Below are 16,568 nucleotides of genomic sequence, written 5' to 3' on the forward strand. Positions count from 1 at the left end.
ACTGTTTGGACCGTCCGGCAGAATGGGCACCAGGGTCCCCTGGTACCAAGGGGAAGCAAGATCCCCTGAGCAGGTCGACAAGGAGAGAACTCGTGGACGACGTTCTGCGGCGCAACCCGCTCTTCGCGGCTCTCGACGACGAGCAGGCCGCGGAGCTTCGCGCCTCCATGAGTGAGGTGACCCTGGCCCGCGGTGACTCCCTGTTCCACGAGGGCGACCCAGGTGACCGGCTCTATGTCGTCACCGAGGGCAAGGTCAAGCTTCACCGCACATCCCCGGACGGCCGGGAGAACATGCTGGCGGTGGTCGGCCCCAGCGAGCTCATCGGCGAGCTGTCGCTCTTCGACCCGGGCCCGCGTACGGCGACGGCGACCGCGCTCACCGAGGTCAAGCTGCTCGGCCTGGGCCACGGCGACCTCCAGCCCTGGCTGAACGCCCGCCCCGAGGTGGCCTCCGCGCTCCTGCGCGCCGTCGCCCGTCGGCTGCGCAAGACCAACGACGCGATGTCCGACCTCGTCTTCTCGGACGTCCCCGGTCGTGTGGCCCGCGCCCTGCTGGACCTCTCCCGCCGCTTCGGCGTGCAGTCCGAGGAGGGCATCCATGTCGTGCACGACCTGACGCAGGAGGAGCTGGCCCAGCTGGTCGGCGCCTCGCGCGAGACGGTCAACAAGGCGCTGGCGGACTTCGCACAGCGCGGGTGGCTCCGCCTTGAGGCCCGTGCGGTGATCCTGCTGGACGTGGAGCGCCTGGCGAAGCGCTCGCGCTGAGGTCGGATCCGGATCCAGCCCAGGCGGGCTGTCGGCACTCGACGCACGCATGAACCGTCCAGGACTGGACTCAGAGGGGTACATCGCGCGCGAAGGCTCCGTCGCGCGCGTCCCCGCCCCCTTCCGCCCCGTCGTCGCCACCGTGCGGGTCCGGCTGGCGGACGTCTTCGGTGCGCGCATGCACAGCGCGTACCTCTACGGCTCGATACCGCGCGGCACCGCGCGCGTGGGCCGCAGCGACCTGGACCTGCTGATCGCCGTGCACGAGGAGCCGACCGACGCCGACCGGGCCGACGCCCGCGCGCTGGTGGAGGCCGTCGACGAGGAGTTCCCGCAGGTCGACGGGGGCGGGGCCCTGCTGTTCGGCCGCGTGCGGCTGCTCAGCGATCTGGAGAAGCACGACCTGGGCTGGTTCGTCGCCTGTCTGTGCACCCCGCTGCTCGGTGAGGACCTGGCCGCCTTCCTGCCGCGCTACAGACCGGACTCCCTGCTTGCCCGGGAGACCAACGGCGACCTCGCGCTGTACCTCCCACGCTGGCGTGAGCGGATCGCCGCCGCCGAGGACAGCGAGGAGGCACGGAGGCCGCTCGTACGGTTCATGTCCCGGCACCTGGTCCGCACCGCGTTCACGCTCGTCATGCCCCGCTGGAACGGCTGGACCAGCGACCTGCGCGAGATGGCCGACGCCTTCGCCACGTACTACCCCGCGCGGGCGGAGCAGCTTCGGGCGGCGGCGGTGCGCGGCTACGAGCCGACCGGGGACGCCGACGTGCTCAGGTCCTACGTCGACGACCTGGGGCCGTGGCTCGCCGAGGAGTACGCGCGCGTGCACGGTGTCAAAGCACCTCGGCCCAGCTAGGGCCTGTCGTTTGGATCAGGCCGGCCGTAAGGCTCGGTGCCTTGCAGCCGACCCGAGCGGGGTCTGGTGCGTGCAGCTGCAAGGCGGAGGAGGGCGTCAACGCGATGGGGGTCCCTCCCGCGCGAGCGAAGCCGAGCGTGGGGGAGTTGGCAACCGACGACAACGCGGCAGATGTGCGTGCCAGACCCCGCGACGCCGGGATGATCCAAACGACAGGCCCTAGATGAGCCCGTGCTCCTAGATGAGCCCGTGCTCCTCCAGGTAGTCCAGCTGGGCCCGTACCGACAGCTCCGCCGCGGGCCACAGGGAGCGGTCCACGTCGGCGTAGACGTGGGCGACGACCTCGGACGGGGTGCGGTAGCCGTCCTCGACGGCCGTCTCAACCTGGGCGAGGCGGTGGGCGCGGTGGGCGAGGTAGTACTCCACGGCGCCCTGGGCGTCCTCCAGGACGGGCCCGTGGCCAGGGAGGACCGTGTGCACGCCGTCGTCGACCGTGAGGGACCTGAGCCGCCGCAGGGTGTCCAGATAGTCGCCCAGACGGCCGTCGGGGTGCGCCACGACCGTCGTACCGCGGCCGAGGATCGTGTCGCCCGTGAGGATCGCCTGGTCGGCCGGGAGGTGGAAGGACAGGGAGTCCGCGGTGTGGCCGGGTGTCGGGACGACGCTCAGCTCCAGGCCGCCCACGCTGATCACGTTCCCGGCCGCGAGGCCCTCGTCGCCCAGCCGGAGCGCCGGGTCCAGGGCCCGCACCTTCGTACCGGTCAGTTCGGCGAAGCGTACGGCGCCCTCGGCGTGGTCGGGGTGGCCGTGGGTCAGCAGGGTCAGGGCGACGCGTTTGCCGGCCTTCTCGGCCGTGTCGACGACCGCGCGGAGGTGACCGTCGTCCAAGGGGCCCGGGTCGACGACGACAGCGAGCTCGGAGCCGGGTTCGGACAGGATCCAGGTGTTGGTGCCGTCCAGGGTCATCGCGGAGGCGTTGGGCGCGAGGACGTTGACGGCCCGCGCGGTGGCCGGTCCCGAGAGGACACCGCCGCGGGGCTGTCCGGGAAGGGCTGCTGCGTCCGTCATGCGGGGGCTCCGCCCGTGGGGATGTGCTTGGTGAACTCGTCGTGTCCCGGCCAGGTGAGCACGATCTCGCCGTCCTCGATGTGGGCCTCGGCCAGCACGGCGGTGAGGTCGCGCCCGGGGGCGGCGGCCAGGGCGTCGGCGGCCGTGCCGTACGCGCTCAGCTGGCGCAGGGTGGCGATGGTGGGCGGCATCATCAGCAGCTCGCCCTTGTCGTAGCCGACGGCCGCGTCCTGGGGCCGGATCCACACCGTGCGGTCCGCCTCCGTCGAGGTGTTGCGGGTGCGCTGGCCCTCGGGCAGGGCGGCCACGAAGAACCAGGTGTCGTAGCGGCGCGGCTCGAACTCCGGGGTGATCCAGCGGGTCCAGGCACCCAGCAGGTCGGAGCGCAGGACCAGGCCTCGGCGGTCGAGGAACTCGGCGAAGGACGTCTCTCGCGCGACGACGGCCGCGCGGTCGGCCTCCCAGTCCTCGCCCGTGGTGTCGCCCACGACGGAGTCCGGGGTGGGCCCGGCGAGCAGGACGCCGGCCTCCTCGTAGGTCTCCCGTACGGCCGCGCAGACGATCGCCTGGGCCGCCGTCTCGTCGACGCCGAGCCGGTCCGCCCACCACGCGCGCGTGGGCCCCGCCCAGCGGACGTGGCGGTCGTCGTCGCGGGGGTCGACGCCGCCGCCCGGGTACGCGTACGCGCCTCCGGCGAAGGCCATGGAGGCGCGTCTGCGCAGCATGTGGACGGCCGGGCCGGTGTCGGTGTCCTTCAGGAGCATCACGGTGGCCGCTCGCTTCGGGGTGACCGGAGTGAGCGTGCCGTCCGCGAGCGCCCGGATGAGGTCCGGCCAGTCCGCGGGGTACCACTGCCCATTCGCCATGGGCGCGAGGCTATCCCGTAGTGAGCGGATGTTCGAGGGGCAATGATCATCCGTCCGGGGCTCAGGGGTCCTGGCCCAGTGCAAGGACCGCTTACGCCTGCGTCAGCTCCACCTGGATCTCCACCTCGACCGGCGCGTCCAGCGGCAGCACCGCCACGCCGACCGCGCTGCGCGCGTGCACGCCCTTGTCGCCGAGGACCTCGCCCAGCAGCTCGCTCGCGCCGTTCAGCACGCCCGGCTGGCCCGTGAAGTCGGTCGCGGAGGCGACGAAGCCCACGACCTTCACCACGCGCGCGACACGGTCCAGGTCGCCCGCGACGGACTTGACGGCCGCGAGGGCGTTCAGCGCGCACGTACGCGCCAGCTCCTTGGCCTCCTCGGCGGTGACCTCCGCGCCGACCTTGCCGGTGACCGGCAGCTTGCCGTCCACCATCGGCAGCTGGCCGGCCGTGAAGACGTACGGTCCTGACTGGACGGCCGGCTGGTACGCGGCCAGCGGCGGGACGACCGCCGGCAGGGTCAGCCCCAGCTCGGCGAGACGGGCCTCGACCGCGCTCACGCCTGCTTCTCCCGCTTCAGGTAGGCCACCAGCTGCTCGGGGTTGTTCGGGCCGGGCACGACCTGGACGAGCTCCCAGCCGTCCTCGCCCCAGGTGTCCAGAATCTGCTTCGTGGCATGGACGAGCAGCGGCACGGTTGCGTATTCCCACTTGGTCATGGGGCCGACTGTATCCGCTGTCGCGGGTGGCACCGACGGACGCCCGCGAGCGCGGTTATCCACAGCCTGCCGATTGGTCGGGGCGCGGACTGGTTACGCTCGAAGACGTGAGCAGGCTCCAGGTCGTCAGCGGTAAGGGCGGGACCGGAAAGACGACGGTCGCCGCGGCCCTCGCGCTCGCCCTCGCCACAGAGGGGAAGCGGGCGCTTCTCGTCGAGGTCGAGGGCAGGCAGGGCATCGCGCAGCTCTTCGAGACAGAAGCGCTGCCTTATGAGGAGCGGAAGATCGCCGTCGCTCCAGGGGGCGGGGAGGTGTTCGCCCTGGCCATAGACCCCGAACTGGCCCTTCTGGACTACCTCCAGATGTTCTACAAGCTGGGGGGCGCCGGCCGGGCCCTGAAGAAGCTCGGCGCGATCGACTTCGCCACCACCATCGCGCCCGGACTCAGGGACGTACTCCTGACCGGCAAGGCGTGCGAGGCGGTGCGCCGCAAGGACAAATCCGGGCGGTTCGTCTACGACTACGTGGTGATGGACGCGCCGCCCACCGGACGCATCACCCGCTTCCTCAATGTCAACGACGAGGTCGCCGGGCTCGCCAAGATCGGGCCGATACACAATCAGGCGCAGGCCGTGATGCGGGTGCTGAAGTCGTCGGAGACGGCCGTGCACCTGGTGACGCTGCTGGAGGAGATGCCCGTCCAGGAGACCGCGGACGGGATCGCGGAACTGCGCTCCGCGCGGCTGCCGGTGGGGCGGGTCATCGTGAACATGGTGCGCCCCCAGGTCCTGGACGCGGCCGACCTGGACCTCGTACGGAGCGTTCCGCGCACCGCCGTGGCCAGGTCGCTGTCGGCCGCCGGGCTGGGCGGGGCGCGCCGCGGCGGGCACGCCGAGCGGCTGGTGGACCCGCTCCTCACGCAGGCGGAGGAGTACGCCGAGCGGTACGCGCTGGAGCAGGAGCAGCGCGCCGTCCTGGGCGAGCTGGGCCTGCCGTCGCACGAACTGCCGCTGCTCGCCGAGGGCATGGACCTGGCGGGTCTGTACGAACTGGCCACCGAGCTGCGGAAGCAGGGGATCGCATGAGTCCGGACGCGGCCCAGGACCACGGGCACCACCATCTGTCCCCCGCGCGTGTGCTCGACCTCGACCCGCTCATCGACGACCCGAAGACCCGCATCGTGGTGTGCTGCGGCTCGGGCGGGGTCGGCAAGACGACCACGGCGGCGGCCCTGGGCCTGCGGGCGGCCGAACGGGGCCGCAAGGTCGTGGTGCTGACGATCGACCCGGCGCGCCGGCTCGCCCAGTCGATGGGCATCGACTCGCTCGACAACACCCCGCGCCGGGTGAAGGGCGTCGAGGGGGACGGCGAGCTGCACGCGATGATGCTCGACATGAAGCGCACCTTCGACGAGATCGTCGAGGCGCACGCGGACGCCGAGCGGGCGTCGACGATCCTGAACAACCCCTTCTACCAGTCGCTCTCGGCGGGCTTCGCGGGCACGCAGGAGTACATGGCGATGGAGAAGCTGGGGCAACTGCGGGCGCGGGACGAGTGGGACCTGATCGTCGTCGACACGCCGCCGTCCCGCTCGGCGCTCGACTTCCTGGACGCGCCCAAGCGGCTGGGGTCCTTCCTGGACGGGCGGCTGATCCGGCTGCTCACCGCGCCCGCCAAGCTGGGCGGGCGCGCGGGGATGAAGTTCCTGAACGCCGGGATGTCGATGATGACCGGCACCCTCGGCAAGCTGCTCGGCGGCCAGCTCCTGAAGGACGTCCAGACGTTCGTGGCCGCGATGGACACCACCTTCGGCGGCTTCCGTACCCGCGCGGACGCCACGTACAAGCTGCTCCAGGCGCCCGGGACGGCGTTCCTGGTGGTGGCGGCGCCGGAGCGGGACGCGCTGCGGGAGGCGGCCTACTTCGTGCAGCGGCTGGCCGCCGAGGACATGCCGCTCGCCGGTCTGGTGCTCAACCGGGTGCACGGCAGCGGCGCCGACCGGCTGTCGGCCGAGCGGGCGCTCGCCGCCGCCGAAAATCTTGAAGAGGCCCGCATTGTGGATCAGGACGGCGGGAAAGCTGGACTTCGTAACTCTCCCGACACGTACGGCAGTTCAGAACCTTCCGCTTCCGGCGACGCAGAACCACCCGCTTCCGAGACCGACTCCCCCCGCGCGGATCAGGTGGTTCCGGGCGCCGATGAACTTTCCTCGGACGCCTCTGATGTCGACGGACTCACGGCGGGCCTGCTGAGGCTGCACGCGGAACGTATGCACCTGCTCTCCCGGGAGCAGCGCACGCGTGACCGTTTCACCGCGCTGCTACCCGAGGTGGCGGTGGCCGAAGTGGCCGCGCTGCCCGGCGACGTACACGACCTCGCGGGGCTGCGGGACATCGGGGACCGGCTCGCGGCCAACCGGCCGGAGCTGCCCGGGACTGCCGACGGCTGAGCGGGGGATGCCCCCGCGACTCAGCGTCGTATGGCGACAGTCGTGTGGTGACCGTGGCGTAGTGCACGTCGCGTAGTGACCGTCACGTAGTGAACGTGGCGTAGTGCACGTCACGTAGTGAACGTGGCGTGGTGACCGTCGTGTGGTGACCGGTAGGCCCCCCGTCAGCTCACCGCCGCGTAGTTCTCGTACACCTCGTCGCTGTCGAGGGGCACGATGCCCATCCCGCGCTCGTACTCCGTCCGCGCGGTCTCCAGCAGTCGGCGCCAGGAGGTCACGGTGGGCCGCCTGCGCAGCAGTGCGCGGCGCTCCCGCTCTGTCATTCCTCCCCACACGCCGAACTCCACGCGGTTGTCCAACGCGTCGGCGAGGCACTCCGTGCGCACCGGGCATCCGCTGCACACCGCCTTGGCCCTGTTCTGCGCTGCTCCCTGAACGAACAGTTCATCCGGATCGGTAGTGCGGCAGGCCGCCTGCGCACTCCAGTCGACTACCCAGCCCATACCGGCGCCGTCCTCTCCCGAATCGAGGCTCCCCCACGGCGGCAGCGGCATATTCACCGCCACCAGTTGAGGACGTTACGGAAGGTGGGCACAGCGCAACACCCCCTTCGGGCCCAATCTTGAATGGCCCGAACGGACTATGCGTAAGCGGCAGATCACCCGGGGGAGTGAGCCTGCGACATACATGACTTTCCCGGCAAACCGGGACAGTTCTGTTGGGTCACAAGGGACACCGACTGACACACAAGGCCGATTCGGGCACACCCCCACCAAAAAAGTTGGGGAACCTCCGGAACGATTCGGGGTCGCCGGACGTATTGATACGTGGCCCTACTGCTGTGACAGTTGAGAGCAGCTTAGGCCAATGCCTATACGCGTGTCCGGCGAATGAGAACGTAGGCTGCCCCCATGCCAAAGAAGCGCTCGGGCGGCGGTCTGACGGCGACGCAGCAGGCCGCCAAGTTCCTCGGTGTCAGTGTGCTCTCGGGAGCCGTCCTGGCCGGCATCGCGCTGCCCGCCGTCGGCGCGCTGGGCCTGGCCGCGAAGGGGTCGGTGGAGAGCTTCGACGAACTCCCGGCCAACCTCAAGACGCCCCCGCTGAGTCAGCGCACCACCATCCTCGACGCCGAGGGCGGCCAGATCGCCACCGTCTACTCGCGCGACCGCACGGTGGTCGACCTCAAGGACGTCTCGCCGTACATGCAGAAGGCGATCGTCGCGATCGAGGACTCGCGCTTCTACGAGCACGGCGCGGTGGACCTGAAGGGCATCCTGCGCGCGCTCAACAAGAACGCGCAGAGCGGCGGGGTGTCCGAGGGCGCGTCCACCCTCACGCAGCAGTACGTGAAGAACGTCAACATCGAGGAGGCCGGTGACGACCCGACGAAGGTCGCGCAGGCCACCCAGCAGACCATCGGCCGCAAGATCAAGGAGCTGAAGTACGCGATCCAGGTGGAGGAGGAGCTCGGCAAGAAGAAGATCCTCGAGAACTACCTGAACATCACGTTCTTCGGCCAGCAGGCCTACGGCGTCGAGGCCGCCTCCCAGCGCTACTTCTCCAAGCACGCCAAGAACCTGACGCTCCCGGAGGCGGCGCTGCTCGCGGGCATCGTCCAGTCGCCGAGCCGTTACGACCCCATCAACGACGAGGCCGAGGCCACCAAGCGGCGCAACACCGTGCTGCAGCGGATGGCCGAGGTCGGCGACGTCTCGCAGGCCGAAGCCGACGCGGCCAAGGAGAAGCCGCTGGGCCTGAAGGTCCGCAAGCCGAGGAACGGCTGCATCACGGCGGTCAAGGGCGCCAGCTTCTTCTGCAAGTACGTCGAGCGTGTCTTCCTGAGCAACCCGGTCTTCGGCAAGACCAAGGAGGCCCGGGCGAAGATCTGGAACCAGGGCGGCCTGACCATCCGGACCACGCTGGACCCGCAGTCCCAGAGGTCGGTACAGGCCTCGCTCAAGGACCACATCTACAAGTCCGACAAGGTCGCCGCGGCCGCCACCCTGGTCGAGCCCGGCACCGGCAAGATCCTCGGGATGGGCCAGTCGAAGCCGTACGGCTACGGCAAGAACGAGACCGAGATCAACTACTCCGTCGGCAACGACATGGGCGGCTCCAACTTCGGTTTCCCGACCGGTTCGACGTTCAAGCCGTTCGTCGCCGCGGCCGCACTGGAGGAGGGCCGGCCGCCGACGCAGGAGTTCTCGTCGCCGTACAAGATGGAGTACCCGAGCCCCGTCCAGACCTGTGACGGCAAGCCGTGGGTCAACACGGACGGCGCGACCGTGGAGAACGAGGACGAGTCCGAGGTCGGCCCGTACCAGATGAAGAAGGCGATGGAGAAGTCCGTCAACACCTACTTCGTCCAGCTGATCTCCGACATCGGTCTGTGCCCCGTGGTGAAGATGACCAACGCGCTGCACGTGGTGCAGGGCAACAACACCAAGCTCCCCGAGGTGCCCGCCATCGCCCTCGGCTCCAAGGGCATCTCCCCGCTGACCATGGCGACGGCGTACGCAGCCTTCGCCTCGCGCGGCATGTACTGCACCCCGATCGCCATCGAGTCGATCACCCAGAAGGTCGGCAACCAGCAGAAGTCGCTGGAGGTCCCCAAGTCGACCTGCTCCCGTGCCATGTCGGAGAAGACGGCCGACACCATCAACTCCCTGCTGGTGGGCGTGGTCGACTCCGGTACGGGCCAGACGGCCGGTCTGTCGGGCCGCCAGAACGCCGGTAAGACGGGTACGACGGACGAGCGCAAGAACGCCTGGTTCGTCGGCTACACCCCGAACCTCTCGGGCGCGGTCTGGGTCGGCAGCGCCACCCAGAAGGTCCAGATGAACTACATCCGCATCGGCGGCGTCTACCACGAGCATGTCTACGGCGGCGACACCCCCGGCCCCATCTGGCGCGACGCCATGACCGGCGCGCTCGACGGCAAGGAGGCCCTGCCGTTCAACCTGATCCACATCCCCGACCCGCAGCCGAAGGAGAAGGACAAGGGCAAGGGCGACGGGAACGGCCGTGGCAACGGCAACGGTGGTGACAACGGGGACAACGGCGGCAACGACCAGCTCATCGGCGGCAATGACGGCGGGACGTTCCCGACGCCCACGTTCTCGTTCCCGGAGAACCTCTTCCAGGGGCAGGGCAATGGGGGGAACGGGAACGGCGGGAGGCGGGGCTGAGGCAGTGAGGCGTTGAGCCACCGGCCGGCCTGACACTGGAACGGCCCCTTCCTTTCCGAGGTACATCGGAAAGGAAGGGGCCGTCCGGCTTACGCGGCTGTCAGCCGGCCAGAAGCTTCTTCACCGCGGCGGCGACGCGGCCGCCCTCCGCCTGGCCGGCCACCTTCGGGTTCACGATCTTCATGACAGCGCCCATGGCCCGCGGCCCCTCGGCCCCGGCCGCCTTCGCCTCCGCGACAGCCTGGGCGACGATGTCGTTCAGCTCCTCGTCGCTGAGCTGCTTGGGCAGGTACGCGGCGAGCACCTCGCCCTCAGCCTTCTCCCTCTCGGCCGACTCGGCACGACCACCCTGCGCGAAGGCGTCCGCGGCCTCGCGGCGCTTCTTCGCCTCCTTGGTGATCACCTTGAGAACCTCGTCGTCGGAGAGCTCGCGCTTCTCCTTGCCCGCGACCTCCTCGTTGGTGATCGCGGCGAGCGTCATCCGGAGCGTCGAGGAGCGCAGCTCGTCACGCCCCTTGATCGCGGCGTTGAGGTCTTCCTGCAGCTTCGACTTGAGCGTGGTCATGGGCTTGATTGTCGCAGGTGCGGCGGCCGGAACGCCCGTCATATTCGGGGAGGGGGCAGGGGACGGGTTCGGGACGTACATGGGGAGGGATCCAGGTGCTCGGGGAGGGACCAGGGGAATGACTTGAGGGCGGTCACGTGGAGGGCAGTTCGAGGGCGGAACGGCAGGCCGCCGGGCACGGGCACCGCTCGGGGTCTGACACGATGGTTGTATGCGCGCTCGATACGGAGTACCTCTGGGAATCGCCGCGGCCGGTGCCGCCGGTGTGGTGTACGCGGCGGGTTTCGAAGCCCGCTCCTTCCGCCTGCGACGGGTGACGGTCCCCGTCCTGCCCGCCGGGATGCGCCCGATGCGCGTACTCCAGGTCTCCGACATCCACATGGTCCGCGGCCAGCGCAAGAAGCAGCGCTGGCTGCGCTCGCTGGCGGGCCTGCGCCCCGACTTCGTGATCAACACCGGTGACAACCTGTCCGACCCCGAGGGCGTGCCCGAGGCCCTGGACGCGCTGGGCCCTCTGATGGATTTCCCGGGCGCGTACGTCTTCGGCTCCAACGACTACTACGGCCCCACGCTCCGCAACCCGGCCCGCTACCTGCTGGAAAAGGCTCGGGGCCACCACGGCCTGAACGGCAACCCGCCTGTCGTAGGAGCGGTCCACAACCCGTGGGAAGACCTCCGCGACAGCTTCGACGCGGCGGGCTGGCTGAACCTGACGAACACGCGCGGGACGCTGAAGGTCGACGGCGTGGCCGTGGAGCTGACGGGCCTGGACGACCCGCACATCAAGCGCGACCGCTACGAACGCGTGGCCGGCGGCCCGTCCGACTCGGCGGACTTCTCGCTCGGCGTGGTCCACGCCCCCTACCTGCGCACCCTCGACGCCTTCACCGCGGACGACTACCCCCTGATCCTCGCCGGCCACACGCACGGCGGACAGCTCTGCATCCCCTTCTACGGCGCCCTGGTCACCAACTGCGACCTGGACACCGACCGGGTGAAGGGCCTCTCCACGCACACGGCGGAGGGTCGCACCTCCTACCTCCACGTCTCGGCAGGCTGCGGCACGAGCCGCTACACCCCGGTGCGGTTCGCCTGCCCGCCGGAGGCGACGCTGCTGACGTTGGTGGGGCGGGACGGGCAGGACGGGCGGTACTGAGGTTCGGTGACCCGGGCGGGTAACCCACCCGGGTCACCCGCATCGCCCCTTTCGCCGGTTATGTCTAGCTTGAGGGCATGACCGCCCCGATACCCAGGGACATCCCGGACCTCCCCGCCATCCCGGGCACGTCTCCGCTGCTGCCCTCACGGGTCCCCGCCTCTGCCGTGGTGACCCCCGTCCGCCATCGCCTGACGGCCGTGTTCCGCCTCCTGACCGCCGCACTGGCGGCGGCGGGGGTGACGATCGACCTCCTCATCGGCAGCCCGCTCCTGGTTCTGAGCCACTTCGCGATCCAGAGCAGCATCCTGCTGGCCCTCGTCCTGACCGTCTCGGCCCGCCGCGCCTGGACGGCCCGCCGCCCGCTGCCGTCAGCCCTGACCGGCGCGGCGCTGCTCTACGCCATGATCACGGCGCTGGTGTACCACCTGCTCCTGGCGGACACGACGCCCCCGTTCTCCCTCACGGGCGCGCCCGCCTCCCACACGGTCTGGCAGGCGCTGGCCGGCCACCTCATCCACACCGCGGTCCCGGCGGCCGCCGTCCTGGACTGGCTGCTCCTCACCGCCCCCGACCGCCTCCACCTCCGCCAGGCCGCGACCTGGCTCCTCTACCCCCTGGCCTACCTGATCTTCACCCTCGCCCGCGGCGACCTGTTCCTTGCCCCGGGCACCCCCGGCCGCTACCTCTACCCCTTCCTGGACGTCGGCCTCCACGGCTACAAGAGCACCCTCGCCAACGCCCTCCTCCTCGGCCTCTCCTCCTACGCCCTCGCCCTCCTCCTCGTAGCCCTCGACCACACCCGCCCCAACCTGACCCGCCAGCACCGCCCCAAAACCGGATTTCGTCTCCAGCCACCAGTGGGCTAAAGTAAACGACGTCGCCGCGACAAGCAGGACCAGCAGCGACATCGGGGTGTAGCGCAGCTTGGCAGCGCGCTTCGTTCGGGACGAAGAGGTCGTGGGTTCAAATCCCGCCACCCCGACAGAGAAACGCCAGTTCAGGGCCGGTGCTGAGAGATCAGCACCGGCCCTGAACTGTTCTCCAGAGGCTCTCTGGAGAAATCCTGGAGAAGATCTTGGAAATCGTCTCCCGTCCAGCGCCCTACCCGCGAGCCCTCAGCAGCGCATCCAGAGCAGCCACGGGCGAACCGGGGCTCATCGCCCGGCGGGCGTCCAATGCCTCCTCCCACATTCCGGTGAGCGCGGTCATCAGCGCCTGCCGCATGCCAGCCGTGATGTGGTCATAGCGGGACTGCACCGAGCCGTCCTCGTGACCCATGCGTTCGTCCATCAGCTTCGGCGGGGTCCCCACCTCTCTCATCAGGGTCTTGTGCGTATGGCGCAGCCCGTGCGGCGTCAGCCCCGGGGCGATCGGTACCCAGCACGCCTCAGCCCGCTTGGAGGCCCCTCGCCCGCGTGCGGGAATCCCGGGCCACGGCTCAGCGACCACCGGCACGGGGTGCTCTTCCTGATTGCCGCGTCCGGGGTACCGTCCCGTGGCGGCAGGTCGAAAGAGCCAGGTGGCGAAGCCCGAGCGTCGCCAGTGTGCGGCCAGCTCCCCCGCTCCCGCGTTACGGACGTACCCGAGATCGGTGATGGCATCCAGCACCTTCAGGCGAGTCGGCTCCGCCACAGCGCCAGGGCGGTTGAGGACGTTGGACACCGTGCCTGTCGAGACGCCGGCGCGGCGAGCGACGTCGACCAGCTTTGCTCCCGGACGGCTCACAGAGCCATTGGCAGCGCCGTGGCCACGGAAGACGTAGGCCAGTCCGTGGCACTCACAAGGCTTCGGCTTCGTCCGGACGATGTGGCTCGCAACCAGTGAGGCGAGGAAATCCGGAGTGTCAATGTCCCGGTAGGAGTCGTCCTTGGGCGGGCAACGGTGCAGTTCGCCGGAGTCCAGCTCGTAGAGCTGCCACTCCACTCGAATGCTCTTCGGCCGGACGAACTCGGTCTCAAGGCCGACGATCTCGCCCCAGCGCATGCCTGTGTAGCCCTTGAGGATGCCGCCAACGAACTCATCGTCGCGGCCGGACAGCAGCGCCATCCTTTCAGCGAGCAGCAGAATGCCGAGTGCTGTGGTGACCGCCTTCTCTGGGCCACGGTTGCGGGAGCGGCCGGCGCGCTTCCCTCGGCCGCGCCGCTTGGTTGCCGGGTTGGAATCGCGCAGCCCCTCGTCAACGGCGTCGGCGAGGATCAGGTGCAGGGTCGCCCGCCATGTCTTGACGCTGGTAGCCGCGTAGGGAACGGCGCGTTCGCGCTTCTCCCAAGCGGCAATGTCGGCGCTCAGGATGTCGGCGATGGCGAAATCCTCGAACGCGGGGAGCAAGTGCTCTTCGATGTGCCGCCGGTAGTTCTGCATGGTGGACGCCGCCAAGTCCTGCGCGGCGTACCAGCGGTTCACGTAGGCACCGAAAGTGATCCGCTCGGGAGGCGCCTTCTTCGTTCCGGCCAGCAGCTTCGCTTCTTCGGCGTCCGCCGCCTTCTTTGCCGCTGCCTTGGTCCGGAAGCGGATGGCGTCACCATCGGCATCGCGCACTGTGGCGTACTTGCCGGGCGCGAGCTTGTACCGGCCGCGCCAGTAGCTGCCGAGGTTCTCGGCGTAACCCAACTTGCTCTCCCTATCGGCGGGGTTGCCGCCCGCCTGGAGGGCCGGGCGGCATACGGAATCAGGCTGCGGTGGACTGCGATTGGCCGTGTCGTGCCCTGCGCGGGGGCCTTGCCTTCAGCGAGGTGACGGAAACCGCGGTGGCCGCCCGGCGGCGCGCCGATTGTGAGACTGGTACGGCAGCGCTGCTGCTTCCGGTGGGACGGCTCTCGAAGATGCGCGTTATCTCTGCCACGTGCTCAGCCGTGAACCGGTAGCTGCCTCCGGGCTTGGTGAAGGGAATGCGTCCCCTGCGGGCCTGTTCCTTCACCCACCACTCGGAGCAACGGAGAGCTTGGGCAACATCCGCAGCGGAGTAGAGCTGAGGCAAGTCAGTGATCTTCTGACGCACTTTCATGTCTCCTCTTGGGCTCGCTTCGAGGGTTCCGACGCTTATACCTGTCCGAGGTTCGGATTTCTGCGTCACAGCGTCACGTGCGTCATCCAGGGTCCTGACCTGGGGGAATCCGTGACACAGCACGGCGGGGGTGCGTCATCGTGCGTCACCTGCGTCACGGTGGCGTGACGCAGGTGACGCACGATGACGCAGACGGATCGGCTCTGCGTCACGCTCCTTCCGGCTGGTCAGGGGCCGTTTTCCGTCGCGTGTGACGCAGGTGACGCAGCGTTCCCCTACTTAGGAAAAGAAGGGGGTGGTGTCTGTTGTTGTGCGCGGCTCAGAGCGCGAAGAAGGAGCCGCTGCGCGGCACGTCGTTTGGGCGGTGCTGCGCACCGAACAGCAAGAGGAGCACCCGCCGCCGCGTCGGCCCGGGTGCTCTTCTTGCTGTTGTGCGGTGACCTCGCGTTCAGAACGCGGGCTCCTGTTGCGGCCCGGGTGCCGGCGCGGGTTCGGTGAGCTCGATGTATCGGGCCTCGCGGGTGCGTCCCCAGTCCACGACCAGGCCGCGGGCGGCGAGGGTGGGCTGAAGGCGCTTGAGCCGGTCGGAGAGGACCTTGCCGGTGGTTGGCCACCCCTTGGGCAGCGGGCGGCAGTCCTCGCCGCTGTAGAGCCGGGTGAGGAGGTGCAGCCACTCCGCGGACGTCATCCGCTCCTGTGCCCCGGGTTGCATGCCGGCCGCGTACTGGAGCACGGTCTGCGCGAGCAGGTCGCCCTCGATGACGTCGTCGTTGAGGTCGTCCAGCCCGGCCCGGTAGGCCGCCAGCGCCCCGAGGCCCATCGCCTCGTCGAGCTGCGCGCACAGGTGGGCGAAGTCCGCCATCCGCAGGTCGGTCGGCGTCTCCGCGGTGGCGGCGCGGACCTTGACGGTCAGGTCCAGCAGGGAGCCGAGCATGACGGGCAGGGCTTCGGCGTACTCCGCCCACAGCTCCGCTTCGGTGCGCCGCACCTTCGGGCGTTCGAGCCGGAGCGGGAGGAGGCGTTCGGCGAGGTCGGGGCGGATGACGCCGACGTCGATGCCGGTGAGGAGCAGGGGGCGGCGGTAGCGGGCGCGGAAGACATCCCCGTCGGTGAACAGGGCCCGCTTGACGCTCTCGGCTCCGGTGACGATGCAGCACATGGCGTCGGACAGGTCGGGGGTCATGTGGGAGAGGTTGTCCAGCGCCGTGACCCATCCCGCGGCCACGGCCGCGATCAGGTTGTCCTCGTCCTTCGGGGCGCGGCGCAGGTCGCCGGTCATGCCCTCGATGAGCCGGATGAGCATCCGTCCGCCGGTGGACTTCCCCGCGCCCTGGGGGCCGGTGAGGAAGGGGGCGGGGACAGGCACGGAGGGTTCCAGGCAGCCGACCAGCCAGGCCATGGCCAGGCACTCGGTTTCGGCGTTGGCGAAGTTGCACAGCCTGAACAGCGCGTCGATGCCCTTGCCGTTGGTGTCCTTGGCAGGCAGCGGCAGTTCGCCGGTGAGCTGGGTGCGCCGCCAGCACACCTCGCTGGGGTCGGGGGTGCGGATGTCCCAGCCGGTGGGGTGGATGCGGACAGACTGGCCGTCGTTGCGGCCCAGGTCCAGCCAGGTGGCTCCGTCCAGGCCGGGGGCGACGCGGATGTGGACGGGCTGGACCTGCTCGGTGAGGGCGAGTGCTTCGATCAAGTCGAGTGCCTCCTTCATCGCGGTGCCGTTGAACGTGCCGAGCCCGTCCTTGAACAGGCCGACCATGAGTTCTTGGCGGTGGCTTCCGGTGGTGCCCTGGGAGCGGATCGGGCGGGCCACGGGGTGGCCCTTGCGCTGTGCGTAGACGGTGCCGTCCGCGGTGCGGAAGTAGCGGAAGCGCTCTTGCGCGTAGTCCGCGATGACCTTCCGGGCCGGGTTCTTGTCGTCGTCGTCCATGC

Annotated in this window: 16 protein-coding genes and 1 tRNA gene; 8 read left to right on the plus strand and 9 right to left on the minus strand. The window is 69.7% G+C overall.

All coding sequences use genetic code 11. From position 1 onward, the window contains the following. The first annotated feature begins 92 nt into the window (after positions 1-92). Positions 93-767, plus strand: a complete 675-nt coding sequence (locus ACGFNV_RS22895) for a Crp/Fnr family transcriptional regulator (RefSeq protein ID WP_133928442.1) — start codon at positions 93-95, stop codon at positions 765-767. A 49-nt stretch (positions 768-816) separates the two neighbouring features. Next, positions 817-1,626, plus strand: coding sequence for a nucleotidyltransferase domain-containing protein (locus tag ACGFNV_RS22900; protein ID WP_393624821.1), 810 nt, complete (start codon positions 817-819; stop codon positions 1,624-1,626). 237 nt (positions 1,627-1,863) lie between these two features. Here ACGFNV_RS22900 and ACGFNV_RS22905 read toward each other — a convergent pair whose 3' ends face one another. The 4 genes from ACGFNV_RS22905 to ACGFNV_RS22920 form a co-directional block, all read right to left on the minus strand. Further along, complete coding sequence (locus ACGFNV_RS22905; protein WP_393624822.1) at positions 1,864-2,694, minus strand: MBL fold metallo-hydrolase; 831 nt, start codon at positions 2,692-2,694, stop codon at positions 1,864-1,866. Further along, positions 2,691-3,560 (minus strand): NUDIX hydrolase, encoded by an 870-nt coding sequence (locus ACGFNV_RS22910; RefSeq protein ID WP_393624823.1) that lies wholly within the window; start codon positions 3,558-3,560, stop codon positions 2,691-2,693. Before ACGFNV_RS22910 ends, ACGFNV_RS22905 begins: the two co-directional genes overlap by 4 nt. Positions 3,561-3,651: 91 nt before the next feature. Continuing rightward, a complete protein-coding gene (locus ACGFNV_RS22915) occupies positions 3,652-4,119 on the minus strand; it encodes a RidA family protein (protein WP_393624824.1) in 468 nt (155 codons plus the stop codon). Then, complete coding sequence (locus ACGFNV_RS22920; RefSeq protein WP_003975360.1) at positions 4,116-4,277, minus strand: DUF4177 domain-containing protein; 162 nt, start codon at positions 4,275-4,277, stop codon at positions 4,116-4,118. The genes ACGFNV_RS22915 and ACGFNV_RS22920 overlap by 4 nt, the downstream gene beginning before the upstream one ends. A gap of 107 nt (positions 4,278-4,384) precedes the next feature. On the opposite strand from ACGFNV_RS22920, the gene ACGFNV_RS22925 reads away from it, so the two are divergent. After that, on the plus strand, positions 4,385-5,362 hold the full coding sequence (locus ACGFNV_RS22925) for an ArsA-related P-loop ATPase (RefSeq protein ID WP_393624825.1): 978 nt from the start codon (positions 4,385-4,387) through the stop codon (positions 5,360-5,362). Further along, the gene (locus ACGFNV_RS22930) at positions 5,359-6,726 is read left to right on the plus strand and encodes an ArsA family ATPase (protein WP_393624826.1); all 1,368 of its coding nucleotides are present in this window, start codon (positions 5,359-5,361) and stop codon (positions 6,724-6,726) included. The genes ACGFNV_RS22925 and ACGFNV_RS22930 overlap by 4 nt, the downstream gene beginning before the upstream one ends. Positions 6,727-6,890: 164 nt before the next feature. On the opposite strand, the gene wblA is transcribed toward ACGFNV_RS22930, so the two are convergent. Beyond that, positions 6,891-7,229 (minus strand): transcriptional regulator WblA, encoded by a 339-nt coding sequence (gene wblA / locus ACGFNV_RS22935; protein WP_037676918.1) that lies wholly within the window; start codon positions 7,227-7,229, stop codon positions 6,891-6,893. A gap of 408 nt (positions 7,230-7,637) precedes the next feature. Between wblA and ACGFNV_RS22940 the strand changes: the two genes are divergently transcribed. Next, positions 7,638-9,914, plus strand: coding sequence for a transglycosylase domain-containing protein (locus ACGFNV_RS22940; protein ID WP_393624827.1), 2,277 nt, complete (start codon positions 7,638-7,640; stop codon positions 9,912-9,914). Between the two features lie 100 nt (positions 9,915-10,014). On the opposite strand, the gene ACGFNV_RS22945 is transcribed toward ACGFNV_RS22940, so the two are convergent. Further along, a complete protein-coding gene (locus tag ACGFNV_RS22945) occupies positions 10,015-10,479 on the minus strand; it encodes a GatB/YqeY domain-containing protein (protein WP_393624828.1) in 465 nt (154 codons plus the stop codon). A gap of 211 nt (positions 10,480-10,690) precedes the next feature. Between ACGFNV_RS22945 and ACGFNV_RS22950 the strand changes: the two genes are divergently transcribed. The 3 genes from ACGFNV_RS22950 (at position 10,691) to ACGFNV_RS22960 (ending at position 12,620) form a co-directional block, all read left to right on the plus strand. Next, positions 10,691-11,635, plus strand: a complete 945-nt coding sequence (locus tag ACGFNV_RS22950; RefSeq protein WP_393624829.1) for a metallophosphoesterase — start codon at positions 10,691-10,693, stop codon at positions 11,633-11,635. A 77-nt stretch (positions 11,636-11,712) separates the two neighbouring features. Then, positions 11,713-12,504 carry a Pr6Pr family membrane protein gene (locus ACGFNV_RS22955; RefSeq protein WP_393624830.1) on the plus strand — a complete coding sequence of 264 codons (792 nt, stop codon included), beginning with the start codon at positions 11,713-11,715 and terminating at the stop codon, positions 12,502-12,504. A gap of 42 nt (positions 12,505-12,546) precedes the next feature. Next, a tRNA-Pro gene (locus ACGFNV_RS22960) sits at positions 12,547-12,620 on the plus strand. A 119-nt stretch (positions 12,621-12,739) separates the two neighbouring features. Here the strand turns inward: ACGFNV_RS22960 and ACGFNV_RS22965 are convergent. The 3 genes from ACGFNV_RS22965 to ACGFNV_RS22975 all read right to left on the minus strand — a co-directional run bounded on the left by ACGFNV_RS22965 (position 12,740) and on the right by ACGFNV_RS22975 (position 16,566). Further along, on the minus strand, positions 12,740-14,248 hold the full coding sequence (locus tag ACGFNV_RS22965) for a LacI family DNA-binding transcriptional regulator (protein WP_393624831.1): 1,509 nt from the start codon (positions 14,246-14,248) through the stop codon (positions 12,740-12,742). 58 nt (positions 14,249-14,306) lie between these two features. Further along, a complete protein-coding gene (locus ACGFNV_RS22970) occupies positions 14,307-14,642 on the minus strand; it encodes a helix-turn-helix domain-containing protein (RefSeq protein ID WP_393624832.1) in 336 nt (111 codons plus the stop codon). Between the two features lie 448 nt (positions 14,643-15,090). Then, positions 15,091-16,566 carry an ATP-binding protein gene (locus tag ACGFNV_RS22975; RefSeq protein WP_393624833.1) on the minus strand — a complete coding sequence of 492 codons (1,476 nt, stop codon included), beginning with the start codon at positions 16,564-16,566 and terminating at the stop codon, positions 15,091-15,093. Positions 16,567-16,568 lie beyond the last annotated feature (2 nt).

The organism is Streptomyces sp. NPDC048751 (assembly GCF_043198595.1).
GTDB lineage: Bacteria > Actinomycetota > Actinomycetes > Streptomycetales > Streptomycetaceae > Streptomyces.